This is a genomic window from Pseudonocardia thermophila (assembly GCF_900142365.1).
Taxonomy (GTDB): domain Bacteria; phylum Actinomycetota; class Actinomycetes; order Mycobacteriales; family Pseudonocardiaceae; genus Pseudonocardia; species Pseudonocardia thermophila.
Map to the genome: position 1 here is coordinate 75,518 of NZ_FRAP01000004.1, position 16,502 is coordinate 92,019.

General features: G+C 74.2%; 14 protein-coding genes. 5 read left to right on the forward strand and 9 right to left on the reverse strand.

Annotation, left to right across the window (positions count from 1 at the left end; all coding sequences use genetic code 11):
• Positions 1–97: 97 nt before the first annotated feature.
• From BUE41_RS06800 to rimO, 4 genes are all read right to left on the reverse strand, one after another.
• The gene (locus BUE41_RS06800) at positions 98–904 is read right to left on the reverse strand and encodes a PspA/IM30 family protein (RefSeq protein WP_073456016.1); all 807 of its coding nucleotides are present in this window, start codon (positions 902–904) and stop codon (positions 98–100) included.
• A gap of 249 nt (positions 905–1,153) precedes the next feature.
• Entirely contained in the window at positions 1,154–1,561 is a 408-nt protein-coding gene (locus BUE41_RS06805; protein WP_073456317.1) for a helix-turn-helix domain-containing protein, read from the reverse strand.
• 118 nt (positions 1,562–1,679) lie between these two features.
• A complete protein-coding gene (gene pgsA, locus BUE41_RS06810) occupies positions 1,680–2,279 on the reverse strand; it encodes a CDP-diacylglycerol--glycerol-3-phosphate 3-phosphatidyltransferase (RefSeq protein ID WP_073456017.1) in 600 nt (199 codons plus the stop codon).
• Positions 2,276–3,775: a 30S ribosomal protein S12 methylthiotransferase RimO gene (gene rimO / locus BUE41_RS06815; protein WP_234997018.1), complete on the reverse strand. Its 1,500-nt coding sequence runs from the start codon at positions 3,773–3,775 to the stop codon at positions 2,276–2,278. Before rimO ends, pgsA begins: the two co-directional genes overlap by 4 nt.
• A gap of 74 nt (positions 3,776–3,849) precedes the next feature.
• Between rimO and BUE41_RS06820 the strand changes: the two genes are divergently transcribed.
• The gene (locus BUE41_RS06820; protein WP_200803788.1) at positions 3,850–4,344 is read left to right on the forward strand and encodes an amino-acid N-acetyltransferase; all 495 of its coding nucleotides are present in this window, start codon (positions 3,850–3,852) and stop codon (positions 4,342–4,344) included.
• A gap of 18 nt (positions 4,345–4,362) precedes the next feature.
• On the forward strand, positions 4,363–5,163 hold the full coding sequence (locus BUE41_RS06825) for a helix-turn-helix domain-containing protein (RefSeq protein ID WP_073456018.1): 801 nt from the start codon (positions 4,363–4,365) through the stop codon (positions 5,161–5,163).
• 3 nt (positions 5,164–5,166) lie between these two features.
• Here BUE41_RS06825 and BUE41_RS06830 read toward each other — a convergent pair whose 3' ends face one another.
• A complete protein-coding gene (locus BUE41_RS06830) occupies positions 5,167–7,722 on the reverse strand; it encodes an FtsK/SpoIIIE family DNA translocase (protein ID WP_073456019.1) in 2,556 nt (851 codons plus the stop codon).
• Positions 7,723–7,816: 94 nt separating this feature from the next.
• Complete coding sequence (locus BUE41_RS06835) at positions 7,817–8,257, reverse strand: Lrp/AsnC family transcriptional regulator (RefSeq protein WP_073456020.1); 441 nt, start codon at positions 8,255–8,257, stop codon at positions 7,817–7,819.
• An 81-nt stretch (positions 8,258–8,338) separates the two neighbouring features.
• On the opposite strand from BUE41_RS06835, the gene lat reads away from it, so the two are divergent.
• On the forward strand, positions 8,339–9,649 hold the full coding sequence (gene lat / locus BUE41_RS06840) for an L-lysine 6-transaminase (RefSeq protein ID WP_143172006.1): 1,311 nt from the start codon (positions 8,339–8,341) through the stop codon (positions 9,647–9,649).
• Between the two features lie 107 nt (positions 9,650–9,756).
• Here the strand turns inward: lat and BUE41_RS06845 are convergent, their stop codons facing one another.
• Positions 9,757–10,509 carry an SDR family NAD(P)-dependent oxidoreductase gene (locus BUE41_RS06845; protein WP_073456022.1) on the reverse strand — a complete coding sequence of 251 codons (753 nt, stop codon included), beginning with the start codon at positions 10,507–10,509 and terminating at the stop codon, positions 9,757–9,759.
• 12 nt (positions 10,510–10,521) lie between these two features.
• Positions 10,522–13,350, reverse strand: coding sequence for a helix-turn-helix transcriptional regulator (locus BUE41_RS06850; RefSeq protein WP_073456023.1), 2,829 nt, complete (start codon positions 13,348–13,350; stop codon positions 10,522–10,524).
• A gap of 60 nt (positions 13,351–13,410) precedes the next feature.
• Here BUE41_RS06850 and BUE41_RS06855 point away from each other — a divergent pair, with 60 nt between their 5' ends.
• Together BUE41_RS06855 and BUE41_RS06860 are read left to right on the forward strand one after the other, a co-directional pair.
• Positions 13,411–14,448 (forward strand): glutamate-cysteine ligase family protein, encoded by a 1,038-nt coding sequence (locus BUE41_RS06855; RefSeq protein WP_159444869.1) that lies wholly within the window; start codon positions 13,411–13,413, stop codon positions 14,446–14,448.
• Positions 14,449–14,736: 288 nt separating this feature from the next.
• Positions 14,737–15,336 (forward strand): ATP-grasp domain-containing protein, encoded by a 600-nt coding sequence (locus BUE41_RS06860; RefSeq protein WP_073456025.1) that lies wholly within the window; start codon positions 14,737–14,739, stop codon positions 15,334–15,336.
• 109 nt (positions 15,337–15,445) lie between these two features.
• On the opposite strand, the gene BUE41_RS06865 is transcribed toward BUE41_RS06860, so the two are convergent.
• The gene (locus BUE41_RS06865; RefSeq protein ID WP_073456026.1) at positions 15,446–16,414 is read right to left on the reverse strand and encodes a helix-turn-helix transcriptional regulator; all 969 of its coding nucleotides are present in this window, start codon (positions 16,412–16,414) and stop codon (positions 15,446–15,448) included.
• Positions 16,415–16,502 lie beyond the last annotated feature (88 nt).

Consider the following 16,502-nt stretch of genomic DNA (forward strand, 5'->3'; position numbering starts at 1 on the left):
CTTCCGCAGGCCCTTGACAGCGACGAACGGCACTCTCGTCAGCAGTGGTGCTCACGAAAGTGCCGTTCGTAGGGTTCCGGGTCCGGACCGGACCGGGTCAGGCGGTGCCGGTCTGCTTGTTCAGGTTCGGGTTCGGCGCGCTCGCGGCCTGGTCGCCCGCGGCGACCTGCGGGGTGACCGAGCCGCCGTGCAGCGACGCCCGGATCTGCTCCAGGCGGCTGGCGCCGGCCATGTCGACCGAGGCCTGCTGCACCTCGAGCATGCGGGCCTGCACGGAGTTCTGCGCGAGCTCGCCGGCACCGATCGCGTTGGCGTAGCGGCGCTCGATCTTCTCGCGCACCTCCTCCAGGGAGGGCGTGTTGCCGGGCGCGGCCAGCTCGCTCATCTGCTGCAGCGAGCGGGCGGCCTGCTCCTGCATCTTCGCCTGCTCGAGCTGGCTGAGCAGCTTGGTGCGCTCGGCGATCTTCTGCTGCAGCGCCAGCGAGTTGCGCTCCACGGCCGCCTTGGCCTGCGCGGCGGCCTGGATCGCCTGGTCGTGCAGGGTCTTGAGGTCTTCGACCGACTGCTCGGCGGCGACCAGCTGGGACGCGAACGCCTGCGCAGCCTGCTCGTACTGCTGCGCCTTCGCCTCGTCGCCCGCGGCCCGGGCCTGGTCGGCCAGCACGAGCGACTGGCGCGCGGAGGCCTGCAGCTTCTCGACCTCACCGAGCTGCCGGTTGAGCTTCATCTCCAGCTGGCGCTGGTTGCCGATGACCGCCGCCGCCTGCTGCGACAGGGCCTGGTGCTGCCGCTGCGCCTCCTCGATGGCCTGCTGGATCTGCACCTTGGGATCGGCGTACTCGTCGACCTTGGACGAGAACAGCGCCATCAGGTACTTCCAGGCCTTCACGAACGGGTTGGCCATCTTCCGCCTCTTTCCGGGTGCCGTCTGTCACCGCTGCCTACGCCGCTGCCCGGCCGCCGGTGTCTCCCCCATCGTGGCATCGCACCGGCCCGGCTTCCACCACACCGGGACGATATCGGGGATCTTCCCGAGACCGTGTACGGGGCGACCCGGAGGGCCAGGCTACCCGGTTCGGCCGGCACCGGTCCCGCAGAACGGGGGCGTGCGAGGATCCCGTCGGTCGGATCGACGGAGCCCCGAGCGAGCGGGTCAGGCGGCGACGCAGACCGCGGACGCGCCCTTCTCGCCGGCCCGGCTGGGCACCACGGGACTGACGGGCGCGGCCGGACGCGACTCGACCGGGGTGTCCGCCAGGACGAGCCTGCGGTCGCGGTGATCCGTGCGGTGGTCGTTGCGGAAGCCGACCGGGAAGCGCGGCGCGGAGGACGCACCGATCGCGCCCGCCGCGTCGACGAGCAGGTCGGCGAGGCTCACGTCGAGGGCCTCGCAGATCGCCGCGAGCAGCTCCGACGACGGCTCCTTGCGCCCGCGCTCGACCTCCGAGAGGTACCCGAGGCTGACGCGCGCGTTGCGCGAGACGTCGCGCAGCGTGCGCTTGCGGGCGGTGCGCAACCGACGCAGGCTGTCGCCGATCGCCTCGCGCATCAGCAGCGCCATGCGTACCTCCCAGAGCTCGTGCAGCCGGCGGGACGCCGGTGGGGTCAACCGTACCGAGAACCGGACGATCGCGTCGCCGGGCACACGCGGATCCGCTGTCCGCCCACGGCGAACGCGCTCACCCGGCCGGCGCCGCCGAGCGCAGCCGGATCGCCCGCAGGACGTAGTCGATCCCGGTCGCGACGGTGAGCACCACAGCCATCATCATCAACGCCCAGCGGGCGCCTTCGACCAGGTCGGATCCGCCGACCAGCTCGGGCAGCGGAAGCACGTACAGTCCGATCGCGACGGTCTGGACGAGGGTCTTCGCCTTGCCGCCGCGGCTGGCCGGGATGATCCCGTGACGCAGCACGGCGAACCGCAGCAGCGTGATCCCGATCTCACGCCCGAGGATCACCACGGTGATCCACCACGGGAGCAGGTGCAGGGCCGAGAGCCCCATCAGGGCCGTGCCCATGAGCGCCTTGTCGGCGATCGGATCGGCGATGGTGCCGAAGGCGGTGACGAGCCCGCGGCGGCGGGCCAGCTCGCCGTCGAACCGGTCGGTGACCGCGGCGGCGACGAAGATCGTGAACGCGCCGAGCCGCCAGTCGACGTCCTGGCCGGAGTGGGCGAACAGCGCCCACGCGAACACCGGGACCAGGAGCAGTCGCAGAACGGTGAGGACGTTCGCGATGTTGAGCACCGGGGGCGGTTCGGCGCCCGTGGGCGAGCTCATCCGGAACCCGAGGCGACGGCAGGTGCCCGCGCCGGCAGCGTGCTGCGCGGGACGAACTCGTACGGTTCGACCACGAGATCGGCGCCCGCGCTGCCGGTGACGACACCGCGGACGAGATCACCGACCTGCAGCTCGGCCACCTCCACCTGACCGTCGAGCAGGACGACCTCGCCGTCGACCTCCGGGGCCTGGTGCGCGGCTCGCCCGGTCGCCTCGCCGTCCCCCACGCTCTCCACCAGCACGGTGACCTCGGCGCCCTCGCGCTCCTCGGCCCGCTGGTTGATCAGCTCGTCGGCGAGCGCGGTGATCCGTTCCACGCGCTCGGCCACCACCTCGGGATCGATCTTGTCCGGGTAGCCGGCGGCCTCGGTGCCGTCCTCGTCGGAGTAGCCGAAGACGCCGACCGCGTCGAGCCGCGCCTCGGTGAGGAACGCCTCCAGCTCGGCGAGGTCCTCCTCGGTCTCGCCGGGGAACCCGACGATGAAGTTGCTGCGGATGCCGGCCTCGGGGTTGAGCGCCCGGATGCGGGCGCACAGATCGAGGAAGTCGGCGCGCGAGCCGAACCGGCGCATGCGCCGCAGCACCGGGGCACTCGCGTGCTGGAACGACAGGTCGAAGTAGGGCGCGACGCCCGGTGTGGTCGCGATGGCCTGGATCAGGTCCGGCCGCATCTCGGCGGGCTGCAGGTACGACACCCGCACGACGTCGATGCCGGGCACGTTGGCCAGCCGCGGAAGCAGGCGGGCGAGCGCGCGTCCGCCGCCGGGCAGATCCTTGCCGTAGGAGGTGGAGTTCTCGCTGACCAGCACGATCTCGCGTACGCCCTGCGTGCCCAGCCACGCCGCCTCGGCGACGACGTCGTCCGGCGGGCGGGAGACGAACGCGCCCCGGAACGACGGGATCGCGCAGAACGCGCATTTGCGGTCGCAGCCCGAGGCGAGCTTGACGTTCGCGACCGGGCCGCCCTTGAGCCGGGTGCGGGCGAGCCCGCTCATCCAGCCGTGGCCCGGGACCGCCACCTCCGCCGCGGCCGCCGGGCGCTCCACCGGTGTGATCGGCAGCAGCGTGCGCCGGTCGACCGGGATGTGCGGCTCCGGCGCGTGCCCGTCGAGGAGGTCGACGAGGCGTTCGGCCAGGTCCGGGTAGGCGTCGAAGCCGAGCACCGCGTCGGCCTCGGGAAGGCTGTCGGCCAGCTCCTTGCCGTAGCGCTCCGCGAGGCAGCCGACCGCGACGACCTTCGCGCCGTGTTCCTTCGCCACGTCCGAGGCGGCGAGCAGCGTGTCGATCGAGTCCTTCTTGGCCTGTTCGATGAACCCGCAGGTGTTCACGATGATCACGTCGGCCGCGACGCCGTCCGGGTTGTCGTCGGGATCGACATCGACGAGCTCCCAGCCGCTGCCCTCCAGCCGACCGGCGATCTCCTCGGAGTCCACCTCGTTGCGAGCGCAGCCCAGGGTGAGCACGGCAGCTCGCCGCGGTGCGGGCAGATCAGACACGCCCTACAGCGTATGTGAAGCAGGTCGCCGCAGCCTGCGGCGGTCTGCGGCAGGTCCGCAATAGGGTGCACGTCGTGGGAATCGCGGTACGGCGGGCCCGCACACCCGACGTGCGGACGATCAAGCAGCTGGTGGACCACTACGCGGGCAAGGTGCTGCTCGCGAAGGAGATCATCACCCTCTACGAGTCGGTCCAGGAGTTCTTCGTGGCCGAGGTCGACGGTGAGGTCGTCGGCTGCGGCGCGCTGCACGTCATGTGGGAGGACCTCGGCGAGGTCCGCACCGTGGCCGTGCGCCCGGACATGGCCGGGCGCGGGATCGGGCACGCGATCGTCTCGGCGCTGATCGACCAGGCGCGCGAGCTGGGCCTGCAGCGGCTGTTCGTGCTGACCTTCGAGAAGCAGTTCTTCTCCCGGCACGGGTTCGAGGAGATCGACGGCACCCCGGTGGAGCCGGACGTGTTCGCCGCGATGCTGCGCTCGTACGACGCCGGTGTGGCCGAGTTCCTCGATCTCGCGCACGTCAAGCCGAACACCCTCGGCAACGTGCGGATGCTGCTGCACCTGTAGGTCCCTATCCTCGCGGGCGTGCCCTTCTCGCCGGTCTGGCGCAGGCCCGCGCCGCAGCTGCGGTCGTGGGTCAGCTCCTACGCGGGTTACCGCCTCGAAGCGGGGCCGCGGGGCGTGCACCAGGGCGTCGCGTCCGGGCACCTGACGCTGATCCTGTGCGTGGACGGCGCCGTCGAGGTGCTGGCGAACGCCGACCCGGCCAAGCCCCCGGGCCGCTACCCGGCGATGGTCGCGGGGCTGGCCGCGGCCCCGGCCCGGATCGCGACCGGCGAGGCGCAGACCGGCGTGCAGCTGGACCTGACCTGGGAGGGCGCACGAGCGCTGCTCGGCGTGCCGGCCGCGGAGCTGGCGGGCGACTCGGTGGACCTGCACGCTGTGCTCGGCCGCCGCTGCGCCCGCCTGCTGGACCGGCTCGCGACGGCCCCGGACTGGCCCGCCCGGTTCGCGGTGCTCGACCAGGAGCTCGCCGCGCTGGCCGACGTAGAGCGCCTGGCCGGGGTGCGGCCGCAGGTCCAGCGGGCCGCGCGGATGATCCGAGCGGGCCGCGGGGTGGTGCGGATCGCCGACGTCGCCGAGGAGATCGGCTGGAGCCGCCGCCACCTCACCGACCTGTTCCGCCGCGAGATCGGGCTCGGGCCCAAGACGATGGCCCGGGTGGTGCGGTTCGAGCGCGTGTGCGCCCGGCTGCGCCGCCCCGACCGGCCCGGCCTCGCCACGGCCGCGGCCGACGGCGGCTACGTCGACCAGGCGCACCTCGCGCGCGACTTCCGGGAGCTGGCCGGGATCACCGCGACGGAGTGGCTCGCCGAGCGGTCCTGACCGTCACTCCTCGTCCTCGGCCGGTGGTGAACCGCCGCGGATGAGGTAGAGCACGCTCTCCAGCTCGTCGGGTTTGACCAGCACCTCGCGCGCCTTGGAGCCCTCCGACGGGCCGACGACCCCGCGGGTCTCCAGCAGGTCCATGAGCCGCCCGGCCTTGGCGAACCCCACCCGAAGCTTGCGCTGCAGCATCGACGTCGAGCCGAACTGCGAGGTGACCACCAGTTCCGCGGCCTGCAGCAGCAGGTCGAGGTCGTCGCCGATGTCCGGGTCGATCTCCTTGGTCTCGCCCGCCTTCTGCGTGGTGACGCCCTCGGTGTAGACCGGTTCGGCCTGGTCCTTGGTGAACGCGACGATCGCGGCGATCTCCTCGTCGTCGACGTAGGCGCCCTGCATGCGGATCGGCTTCGCCGCCCCCATCGGCAGGAACAACCCGTCGCCCATGCCGATCAGCTTCTCGGCGCCGGGCTGGTCGAGGATCACCCGTGAGTCGGTCAGCGACGAGGTGGCGAACGCCAGCCGCGACGGCACGTTCGTCTTGATCAGGCCGGTGACGACGTCGACGGACGGGCGCTGGGTCGCGAGCACCAGGTGGATACCGGCGGCGCGGGCCTTCTGGGTGATCCGCACGATCGCGTCCTCGACGTCGCGCGGCGCGGTCATCATCAGGTCGGCCAGCTCGTCGACGATGCACAGGATGTACGGGTACGGGCGGTACTCCCGCTCACTGCCCGGCGGTGTGGTGATCTCCCCGGACCGGACCTTCTTGTTGAAGTCGTCGATGTGCCGGACCCGGTTGGCCTGCATGTCCTGGTAGCGCTGCTCCATCTCCTCCACCAGCCAGGCCAGCGCCGCGGCAGCCTTCTTCGGCTGGGTGATGATGGGCGTGATCAGGTGCGGGATGCCCTCGTACGGGGTGAGCTCGACCATCTTCGGGTCGATGAGGATCATCCGCACCTCGTCGGGCGTGGCCCGCGAGAGCAGCGACACCAGCATCGAGTTGACGAAGCTCGACTTACCGGAGCCGGTGGAGCCGGCCACCAGCAGGTGCGGCATCTTCGCCAGGTTGGCGCACAGGAAGTGGCCCTCGATGTCCTTGCCCAGGCCGATCACCATCGGGTGCTGCTGCTCGCGCGCGCTGGGGCTGCGCAGCACGTCGCCGAGGCGGACCATCTCCCGGTCGCTGTTGGGCACCTCGATCCCGACGGCGGACTTGCCCGGGATGGGCGCGAGGATCCGCACGTTGTCGGTCGCGACCGCGTAGGAGATGTTCTTCGTCAGCTGGGTGATCTTCTCGACCTTCACGGCCGGGCCCAGCTCGATCTCGTAGCGGGTGACCGTCGGGCCGCGGGTGAAGCCGGTGACCTGCGCATCGACCGAGAACTGCTCCAGCACGCCGGTGATCGCCTCGATCATGGCGTCGTTGGCGGCGCTGCGGGTCTTCGGCGCCGGACCCGCGGCCAGCATGTCGGCGGGCGGGAGCTTGTACGGCGGCGCGTCGCCGTCCGGTGGAGGCACGACGATGCGCAGCTCGCCGGTGTCGGTGGTCGGCTCCGGCGTGGGCTCCGCGGGCGGAGTCGCCACGATCTCCTTGGGCGGCGTGCGCTTCTCCGGCGGTGCGGGCGGCGTGGGGGCCTGCTGGGCGGGCTCGGTACCCACCGGGTCGACGTCGATGACGATGCCCTTGCCGTTGCCCAGGTCGGGCGGTCCGAGGGTCTCGCGCACCAGGTCGGCGACGCTGCCCGCCTTGCGGCGGGTGCGGCGGCGCGGGGGCTCGCCGTCGGCCTCGCCGACCGCCGCGGTCTCCTCCGTCGGCGCGTCGTCGTCATCGATCTCGACCTGGCGACCGAGCAGCCGGCGCACGCGGTCGGGCACGGACCGGACCGGGGTGCCGGTGAGCACGAGGAAGCCGTAGCCGGCCAGCAGCAGGAGCACGGGCACCGCGACCCAGGCGGTGAGGCCCTCGGCCAGCGGGGTGGCCGCGACGTAGCCGAGCGCGCCGCCGCCCTCGATCCAGCGCTCCGGCTCGTCGGGGCGGCCGGAGGCGAGATGGACGATGCCGAGCGCGCCCACGGTGAGCAGCAGCGAGCCGAGCACGACGCGGGGGCGGGAGTCCGGGTTCGGCTCGGTGGTCATCAAGACGATCCCGGACAGCACCAGCAGCACGGGCAGCACGCTCGCCCCGCGGCCGACGACGTAGCCGACGGCAGCGGAGAGCCACTGCCCCACCGGGCCGCCCGCGCCCCACCAGATGCCCGCCGCGCTGACCACGGCCAGCACCAGCAGGATCACGCCGAGGCCGTCGCGGCGGTGGTCGGGGTCCAGCTCGCGCACCCGGCCGACCGCGCGGCCGGTGGCCTTGCCCAGCTTCGCGATGCCGAGACCGACCCCGTCGATGGCGCGGTCGAGCAGGTCGGGGCCGGACCGCGCCGGCCGGCGCGCCGGGGCCCGGCGCGCGGAGCTCGATCCGCGGCTGCGCGAGGAGCCCGAGCTGCGCGTCGACCGGCTCCCGGCACCTCGGCCCCCCGAGCCGCGGTTCGACGTCGCCCGTGTTGCCATGTGCTCACGGTATCCGCCGATGATGATCGACTCCGGGACCGAAACGCCCCTCCCCCGGTGACCGCGCGCACCCGATCGGTGTCCCGAGCCAGGTTCAGACGTAGCGGCGCAGCACCACCCAGGTCGTCGTGCGCACGGTCTCCCGCCAGCGGGAGATGTCGTCGAGGACCTTGTCCAGCGCGTCCGCGGTCGGCGCGGTGACCAGCACGAACAGGTCGTACTCCCCGGTGACCGTCTCGATCTCCGACACCCCGGGCAGGGCCGCGAGCCGCCGGACGTAACCGGCCACGTCGGTGGTGCGGTGGACGATCCCCACCCGGGCCCGGTGCGCGGTGGCCGCGCCCGGCTCGGCCACGTCGGCGTGGTAGCCCCGGATGACCCCGCTGCGCTCCATCCGCTGCACGCGGGCCAGCACCGCGGTGCGCGACAGCCCGACCGCCCGCCCCAGGTCGGCCATCGACGCCCGCCCCTCCCGGCGCAGCAGCTCCAGGATCCGCAGGTCGAGATCGTCGAGCTGACGATTCGTCGGCGCCATGCCGCACATCGTGGCACTTCGCCAGCAGTTCCGACGCGGCGAACCATGCCCACGAACGGGCACCGATCGAACACTGGACGTATGGGTAACGCGGCCAACGTCCCACCGGAAGCGGTGCACGACACCCTTCGCCGGCACCTGCTCGTCGACGGGTTCGACCTCGTCCTCGACATGACGGCCAGCCGCGGATCGTGGCTCGTCGACGCCCGTGACGGCGCGCGCAAGCTGGACATGTTCAGCTTCTTCGCCTCGGCGCCGCTCGGGATGAACCACCCCGGGCTGGTCGACGACCCGCAGTTCATGGCCGAGCTGGCCGCGGTGGCGGCCAACAAGCCGTCGAACTCCGACGTCTACACCACGCACCTGGCGGCGTTCGTCGAGACGTTCTTCCGGGTGCTCGGCGATCCGGCGCTGCCGCACCTGTTCTTCGTCGAGGGCGGAGCGCTCGCCGTCGAGAACGCGCTGAAGACGGCGTTCGACTGGAAGCGCCGGCACAACGCCGCACACGGGCGACCCGCCGAGCTGGGCACGAAGGTGCTGCACCTGCGCCGGGCGTTCCACGGGCGCAGCGGTTACACGCTCTCGCTCACCAACACCGACCCGGTGAAGACCGCGCTGTTCCCCACGTTCGACTGGCCGCGGATCGACGTGCCGGCGATGCGGTTCCCGCAGGACGCCGCCGCGGTCGCCGAGGTGGAGGCAGCGGAGGCGCGGGCGCTCGCGCAGGCGAGAGCCGCGTTCGCCGCGCACCCGCACGACATCGCGTGCTTCATCGCCGAGCCGATCCAGGGTGAGGGCGGCGACAACCACATGCGCCCGCAGTTCCTGCAGGCGATGCAGGAACTGTGCCACGAGAACGACGCTCTGTTCGTCCTCGACGAGGTGCAGACCGGCTGCGGCATGACCGGAACACCCTGGGCGTACCAGCAGCTGGGCGTGCAGCCGGACGTCGTGGCGTTCGGGAAGAAGCTGCAGGTCTGCGGGATCATGGCCGGTGGCCGGGTGGACGAGGTGCCCGACAACGTGTTCCGCACGTCGTCGCGGATCAACTCGACGTGGGGCGGGAACCTCACCGACATGGTCCGCTCCCGCCGCTACCTGGAGATCATCGAGCGGGACGGGCTGATCGAGAACGCCGCCCGGCTGGGCAGGACCGTGCTCGACGAGCTGTCCGCCGTGGACGGGATCAGCAACGTCCGCGGGCGCGGCCTGTTCGTCGCGTTCGACCTGCCGACGCCCGAGGCGCGCAACGCCACCCTCGCGCGGCTGCACGCCGACGGGGTGCTGGTGCTCGGGTGCGGGGAGCGCAGCATCCGCCTGCGCCCGGCCCTCACGGTGACGGAGGAGGAGCTGCACCTGGCGGTCGAGGCGATCGCGAAGGCGGTGCAGTGAGCCCGGGTCCCGCGTCGAGAACGACGTTGTGGTGATCAGAACGCCTTCTTGATCACCACAGGTTCGTTCTCGTCGCGACCCTGGCCTCAGTGACGCGGCCCCGCCCCTCAGTAGTGGACCGCGCCCCTGTTGCCGCCCGCGACGGTGACCGCGTCCCCGGTGATGCCCGCGGCGCGCGGGGAGCAGAGGAAGACCACGACGTCGGCGACCTCCTCGACGGTGACGAGCCGGCGCACGCTCGTGGTCTCGGCGGCCTGGTAGGCGACCGCCGCCGGCACCCGCCCGGTATCGACGAGGCCGGGGTGCACGACGACCACGCCGATGCCGTCCGGGCCCAGCTCGTCGGCGGGGTTCGCGGTGAGCGCGGCGACGGAGACGTTCCGGATCGTCCCGGAGATCGACCCGGTGCGGCGGGCGTTGAGCCCGGAGACGTTGACGATCCGCCCCGACTTCTGCCGCCGCATGTGCGGGGCGACCGCCCGGGCGCAGCGCAGGTAGCCGAGCACCTTCGTGTCGAAGTCGACCGTCACCGCGGCGTCGGTGAGCTCCTCCAGCGTGGGCGGCGTGGGCGTCGCCGGCTGGGCGGCCGTGTTGACCAGCACGTCGATCCCGCCCCACGCGGCCACGACGGCGTCGGCCATCGCGCGCACCGCGGCGTCGTCGGTGGTGTCGGCGGGGACGGCGAGCACGTCGGCGCCGGTCCGGCGCAGTTCGTCCGCGCCGGCGAGGAGCCGCTTCGGGTCGCGGGCGACGAGCGCCACCCGTGCGCCTTCGGCGGCGAGCCCGCGTGCGACGGCGCGGCCGATCGCGCCGGAGCCCCCGGTCACGATCGCCCGCGCCCCGCTCAGCTGCAGGTCCACGTCGGTCCTCCCTCATCCGCCGGAGTCCGGGTCCCGGACCAGCTGGCCCCGGGTCAGCATCCAGCGGATGAACTCCTTGCGACTGGTGGTGCCGGTCTTCATCAGGATGTTGCGGACATGGCTCTCCACGGTGCGCTCGGAGAGGACGAGTTCAGCCGCGATGGCGCGGTTGGACCGAGCCCGTCCGACCAGCTCGGCGATCTCGCGCTCACGCGGGGTGAACGGATCGGCGACGGCCGCCTCGGCGGTGACGCGGTCGAGCAGAGCAGTCGCGTCACGAAGCAGGCCGGGCAGATCGAGCGCGCGGGCGGCCGCGGCGGCGGCCCGCGCGTGCCGGGCGGCCCCGGTGAGATCACCGGTGGCGTGGGCGACCCGGGCGAGCCCGTCCCGGGTCCGCGCGAGGTACGGCCGGGCCCCGATCGCGGTGTTGACGCGCGCCGCCTCCGCGAACTGCGCAGCCGCGGTGGCGGTGTCGCCGCAGACGAGCGCCAGCTCAGCCCGGGTGCGGGCGAACGCGCCGGAGTAGAGGACGGTGCCGGTGCCGAACACGACCAGTTCGGGGAAGACCTCGTCGATCACCGCTCGCAGCCTGCGCGCCGCCGCCGCGTCGCGCAGGCCGATCGCCAGCTCGCACAGGTAGTCCAGCGCGGGCAGGGTCCGCATGTCGCGGGTGCGGTCCAGTTGTTCGACGAGCGGCGCGCACAGCGCGCGGGCGTGGTCGGTGTCGCCGTCGAGCAGCAGCGCCACCGCCATCCCCGCCCGGCCGACGAACGGCTGCCCGGCGACGTCGTCGAGCAGGCGCCGCCAGCCGGGCGGCAGCTCGGCAGGGTCACCGCGCAGCAGTGCGAGGAACACGGCGTGCCCGAGGTAGGTGCCCTCCGCGGACTGGTCGTTCCAGTCCGCGGTCAGCGTGCGGGCCTCCGCGGAGAGGCGGCGGGCGAGCTCGAAGTTGCCGGTCATCGCGGCGACGGCGGCCCGGTGCCGCAGGTGGTGCCAGCGCGCGACGGGCAGCCCGGTCTGCTCGGCGACGGCGCCGACGGCCGCGATGTGCTCGTCGCCCGCGGTGAGGTCTCCCGCCTGGATCGCCGCGTCGCACAGCCAGAGATGCCCCCACAGGACGGCGAGCGGCCTGCCGGTCGCCGCCGCCAGCTCGACCGACCGCCGCCCCAGCACGGCCCGGTCGATGCCGAGCCGGGGATCCTGCGCCACCATCGCGGCGGCGAGGATCGCGTCCAGCTCGACGGCGCGGTCGCCGGCCTCGACCGCGGCGGCCATCGCCTGGCGAGCGTGCTCCTCGGCCTCGGCGATGTCCCCCACCTCGGCCAGCGCGCAGGAGAGCGCCGCGGCCACCCGCGCGGCGAGCGCTGGGTCCAGCGGTGCGGTGAGGGCGCGCCGGCACAGCGCCGCCACCGCCCGGTTGACGCCCGGGTGTCCGTAGCCCTGGACGGTGACGGCGGCTCGGGCGACGACGTCGGGCCGGCCGCTGCGCTCGCCGACCGCCGCGGCCCGCAGGGAGGTCCGCACACTCTCCTCGGGCCGCCCGGCGAGGGCCTGCACCCGGGCCAGGTCGAGCAGCAGCTCAGCCTCGTCGGCGCCCGCCTCCGGGGCGCGCGCGTCGAGGGCGAGCTGCAGGTAGTCCTCGGCCTCGGCGTAGCCGCCGCCGGCACGGGCGTCGTCGGCCGCGCGCACCGCCCACGGCACCGCCCGTGCCGGCTCCCCCGCGCGCACCCAGTGCCGGGCGACCGTCCCGGCGCGGTCGCCCCGCCCGACCGCCCCCGGCTCGAGGAGCTCGGCGACCGTGCGGTGCAGGTCGAGCCGGCGCTGCGGGGGGATGGTGGCGTAGACGGCGTCGCGGACGAGGGCGTGGCTGAACGCGGCGGTGGCGCCGGGCATCGTGACCAGCCCGAGTGCGACGGCCGGGGCGAGCAGCTCGGTCGCGGCGGCGGGGGTCGGCGCACCGAGCAGACCGGTGAGCGTTTCGGCATCGGCGGGGCCACCGAGCACGCTGAGCGCGGCGACGGCGTCCGCGGTCGCCGGGCCTGCGGCGTGCAGCGCCGCCGCGACGAGCCCGCCCAGCTCGGCGGCGCCTCCGAGCGGGCCGTCCCACGACGCCCGGCCGCGCAGCTGGTCGGCCGCGATGCGGGTCAGGGTCCACAGCACGAGGGGGCTGCCACCGGCCCGGTCGATCGCCTCCCGGACCGCGGCCGGATCGGCGTCGGTGACCGCGTGGGACAGCAGCGCGGCGGCGTCGGCGGCGGTCAGCGGACCGAGCGTGACGGGCACAGTGGTGCTGCGCGCGAGCAGCCGCGGCAGGGCGTCGGCGAACGGACCGGCGTCGACCGGGCGGTGGGTCGCGACGGCGAGCACCGGCAGCCTGCGCACCTCGGTGGCGAGGCGCTCCAGCAGCCGCACGGTGGCCGCGTCCGCCCAGTGCAGGTCCTCCAGGACGACCAGCAGCGGTGGTGCGGCTCGCGCCTGGGCGGCGAGCGCGTCGAGGACGCCGGTGTCGGCGGCGAACGCGGCGGCCGCGGCGTCGGCGGGCCCGGCGGTCACGGGTGCGACGTCGGTGGCGAGCGCGGCCCGCACCTCGGGCAGCGCCGCGGCGGCCCGCGTCCAGGGCCAGAGCATCGGCATGCCGTCGGCGTCGACCGCGGCACCCCAGGCGAGGGCGACGTCGCCGGCGCGGTCGACCAGTTCCTCGACGAGGCGGGTCTTGCCGATCCCGGGCGGACCGGAGACGAGGAGAAGGCCCCCGCTGCCCGCGCGTGCGCGTTCCAGCTCGGACCGGACGACGGCCAGCTCGCGGTCGCGGCCGAAGAGCCGGCCGTCCGGTGCGGTCATGGCGGGAGTATGGCCGCATCGGCGGTCCCGGGACAGCGGTCGGTTCCGTGGTGGGGTTCCGTGGCTGCACGGATGCCCGAGCGGCGGCTGTGCGGGAGCGTCGCCGGCATGGATCTGGAGACCGCGGTGCGCCGCGCGTTCGCCCCTGCGACCCGGCGGGGCCGGGTGGGTGTCGAGATCGAGCTGATCCCGCTGGCGTTCGGCGGGCGGCCGGCGCCGGAGCGGGTCGCCGGTGTGCTCGACCCGCGGTGCGCCGCCGGCGCCCGAGCGGCGTTCGAGGCGGGCGGGCAGCTGCGGCTGCGGATCGCTCCGCAGCCGCTACCCGCGCTGCTGGGCACCGTCGCCGGTGTCCTCCGCCGGGTGCGGGAGCGGGCGACCCGGTCGGGGATCGCGCTGCTCGCCGTGGGCACCGACCCGCAGCATGCGGCCGCCGACGTGCCGCTGCTGGTGCCGAGCCCGCGGAACGTCGTCCTGCAGCACGCGTTCGACGCCCGCGGGCCGGACGGGCGACGGATGATGCGGCTGACCGCGGCGCTGCGGGTGTGCGTCGACCTGCTGCCGGGGCGGGCCGGGTACGAGCAGTGGCTGGTCGCCAACCTCGCCGGTCCGCACCTGGCGGCCGCGTTCGCGAACTCGCCGAGCCTGGACGGACGGCCGTCCGGGTGCGCGGGCGCGCGCACCGGCATCTGGACCCGCGTCGACGATCGCCGCTGCGGCTACGACGGCCGCCACCTCGATCCGCGAAACCCGGTCGGCGCCTACCTCGCGTTCGCCGCCGCGGCCCCGCGCTTGCCGCTGCCCGACGCCGGACACCTCGACGCCCTGTTCCCGCCGGTGCGGCCGTGCGGCGGCTGCCTGGAGGTGCGCTACCTGGACGCACAGCCCGACGAGCGCGTCCCGGCCGCGGTGCGGACGGTGCACACGCTGCTCACCCACCCCGTTGCCCGGGCAACCGCTCTGGATCTGCTGCTGCCCGGGCTCGCCGACCTGCCGACGGCGTGGCGCCAGGCGCCCGCCGGCTGGAGTCCGCTCGCGGCCGACCTGCTCACCATCGCCGCCGACGCTGAGCCGGCCCTCGACGAAGTGCTCGTGCGATGACCGACGTCGTCTTCGTCGTGGACCCGGAGGGCCGCGCACCGGCGACGGGGCTCCTGCAGGCCGTGCACGAGCGGGGTGCGCGAACGTGGGCCGCCCGAACGCCTGCGCTGGAGATCGTCGACGGGCGGGCCCGCTGCCGGGTCGACCCGCTGCGGAACGGGGTCGCGCCGACCCGGTTGTGGCTGGACGAGGCCGCGGCGATCGTCGTGTGCCTGCGCCCGCCGCTCACCGAGCTGCACCGGACGGCGACGCTCGTCCTGGACCGCGCTGATCAACGCCCCTGCCGGGTTGCGGGCCGGCGACGGCCTGGCCCTGCGCTTCCCCGGCCTCGGCCCGCCCACGCTGGTCAGCGCGGACCCGGCCGCGCTGCGGGCGTTCGTCGCCGAGCACCGGGTGGTGGTCGCGGCACCCGTCGGTGGGTGCGTCGGGAGCCGGGTGCTGCGGCTGGACCGCCACGACCCCAACCTGCCGCACCTCGCCGACATCGTGACCGCGGCCGGGACCCGGGCTGCGGTGCTGCAGCCGTACCTGCGGGAGACCACCGCGGGCACGACCCGGGTGCACGTGGTGGACGGCGAGCCCGTGGCGGCCGTGCGCCACCCACCCGCCGACGCCGGCCCGGCCGTGACGTGCCGGGTCACCGACCGGGACCGGGAGATCTGCGCCGGGACCGCCCCGGCCCTGGTGGCGCACGGCATCCACTTCGCTGGACTGGACCTGATCGGGCGGTACCTCGTCGGGATCGACGCGACGGGGGCGAGCCTGGGCCGGCCGGGCGCGCCGCTCGCGCCGGAGGTGTGCGCGGAGATCGCGGGGGAGCTGCTCGACGGGACGTTCCTGAGCCCGGTCCCGGCCGGGGCGTGCCCGGCCCCGGCCGGCACCCGGTGAAGGGGACGGCACGCCGTGGCCCGCGAGTCGCGCACCCGCTCGCGCGAGTCCTGCGTTCGGGACGGCGAGTCGCCGGGCCCGGACGCGGGACTCGCCGTCCCGGCGGGCCTCACGAGTGCAGCGTCTCGCTCGGCGACCTCCCGTACGCCTCCCGGTACATCACCGCGAAGCGGCCGGGGTTCGCGAAACCCCACCGGCTCGCGATGGCTGCGACGGTGCCGCCCGACCCCGGGTCCGCTGCACACAGCTCGGCGTGGGCCCGGGCGAGGCGGGTGCGGCGCAGCTGGCTCATCGGGGTCGTGTCGAGGTGGCGGCGGAACGCCTCCTGCAGCGTCCGCGGCCCCACTCGGACGGCGGCGGCGATCTCGGTGACCCCGATCGGCTCGGCGGCGTGCTCGTCGATGAACGCCACCGCCCGGTGCACGACGCTCGCGTCCGCCCTCCCCGGACGCGCGGGCTCGGCCGCGGCCGTGGTGTTCGGGAACGTGTCGAGCACGGTGGCGGCGATGAGCCGCATCGTCTGGGCGTGGATGAGCGGACTGGAGCAGGCGTGCTCGTTGGTCAGGAAGTCGTGGGTCAGGTGCCGCACGAGCCCCTGCCAGTGCCGGGCCTTCTCCGCCGACCGCACCCGCGCGACTCCGAACCGCACCCCGCCCCGCGGCACCGCCCCGATGAGCTCTCCCGCCACCCGGTTGACGATGCCGAGATCGAGCTTGAGCAGCCCGGCGTGGAAGGCGTCCCAGTGGATGTTCATGGGCTGGGACGGGTCCAGCACGAACAGCTCCCCCGGCCCCGGGGCCGCCTCGGCGCGCCCGCCGGCCAGCCGCAGCCGACCGCTGATCATCTGCCCGACCAGCAGGTACCCGAACGGCTCGGTGTCGACCTGGCAGTTCATCGAGTGCTCGTAGCGCGCCACGAAGAACCCGTCGTCGCCCGCGACGTGGTGGCGGAACCGGAACATGGCGGTGCTGCCGGACAGCCGGACGGCGTGGTCGACGTACGTCGCCCGCAGGTAGTCGTGGGCCTCGTCAGGGTCCGTCGTGTCGAAGACGGACCGCTGCACGCGTACCTCCGTCATCGGCCGGCGGCCTCCTGGGATCTGACGCTGCGTAACTGTCCGGTTCGCGAGCGTATGCCGGTCCCGGGACGGCCGACAGGGCCGAACG

Coding starts and splice junctions, on each gene's coding strand:
- BUE41_RS06800 (WP_073456016.1), bottom strand. CDS start 904: ATGGCCAACCCGTTCGTGAAGGCCTGGAAGTACCTGATGGCGCTGTTC.
- BUE41_RS06835 (WP_073456020.1), bottom strand. CDS start 8,257: ATGGCGCCGACGAATCGTCAGCTCGACGATCTCGACCTGCGGATCCTG.
- BUE41_RS06865 (WP_073456026.1), bottom strand. CDS start 16,414: ATGACGGAGGTACGCGTGCAGCGGTCCGTCTTCGACACGACGGACCCT.
- BUE41_RS06830 (WP_073456019.1), bottom strand. CDS start 7,722: ATGGCAACACGGGCGACGTCGAACCGCGGCTCGGGGGGCCGAGGTGCC.
- pgsA (WP_073456017.1), bottom strand. CDS start 2,279: ATGAGCTCGCCCACGGGCGCCGAACCGCCCCCGGTGCTCAACATCGCG.
- BUE41_RS06850 (WP_073456023.1), bottom strand. CDS start 13,350: ATGACCGCACCGGACGGCCGGCTCTTCGGCCGCGACCGCGAGCTGGCC.
- lat (WP_143172006.1), top strand. CDS start 8,339: ATGGGTAACGCGGCCAACGTCCCACCGGAAGCGGTGCACGACACCCTT.
- BUE41_RS06805 (WP_073456317.1), bottom strand. CDS start 1,561: ATGGCGCTGCTGATGCGCGAGGCGATCGGCGACAGCCTGCGTCGGTTG.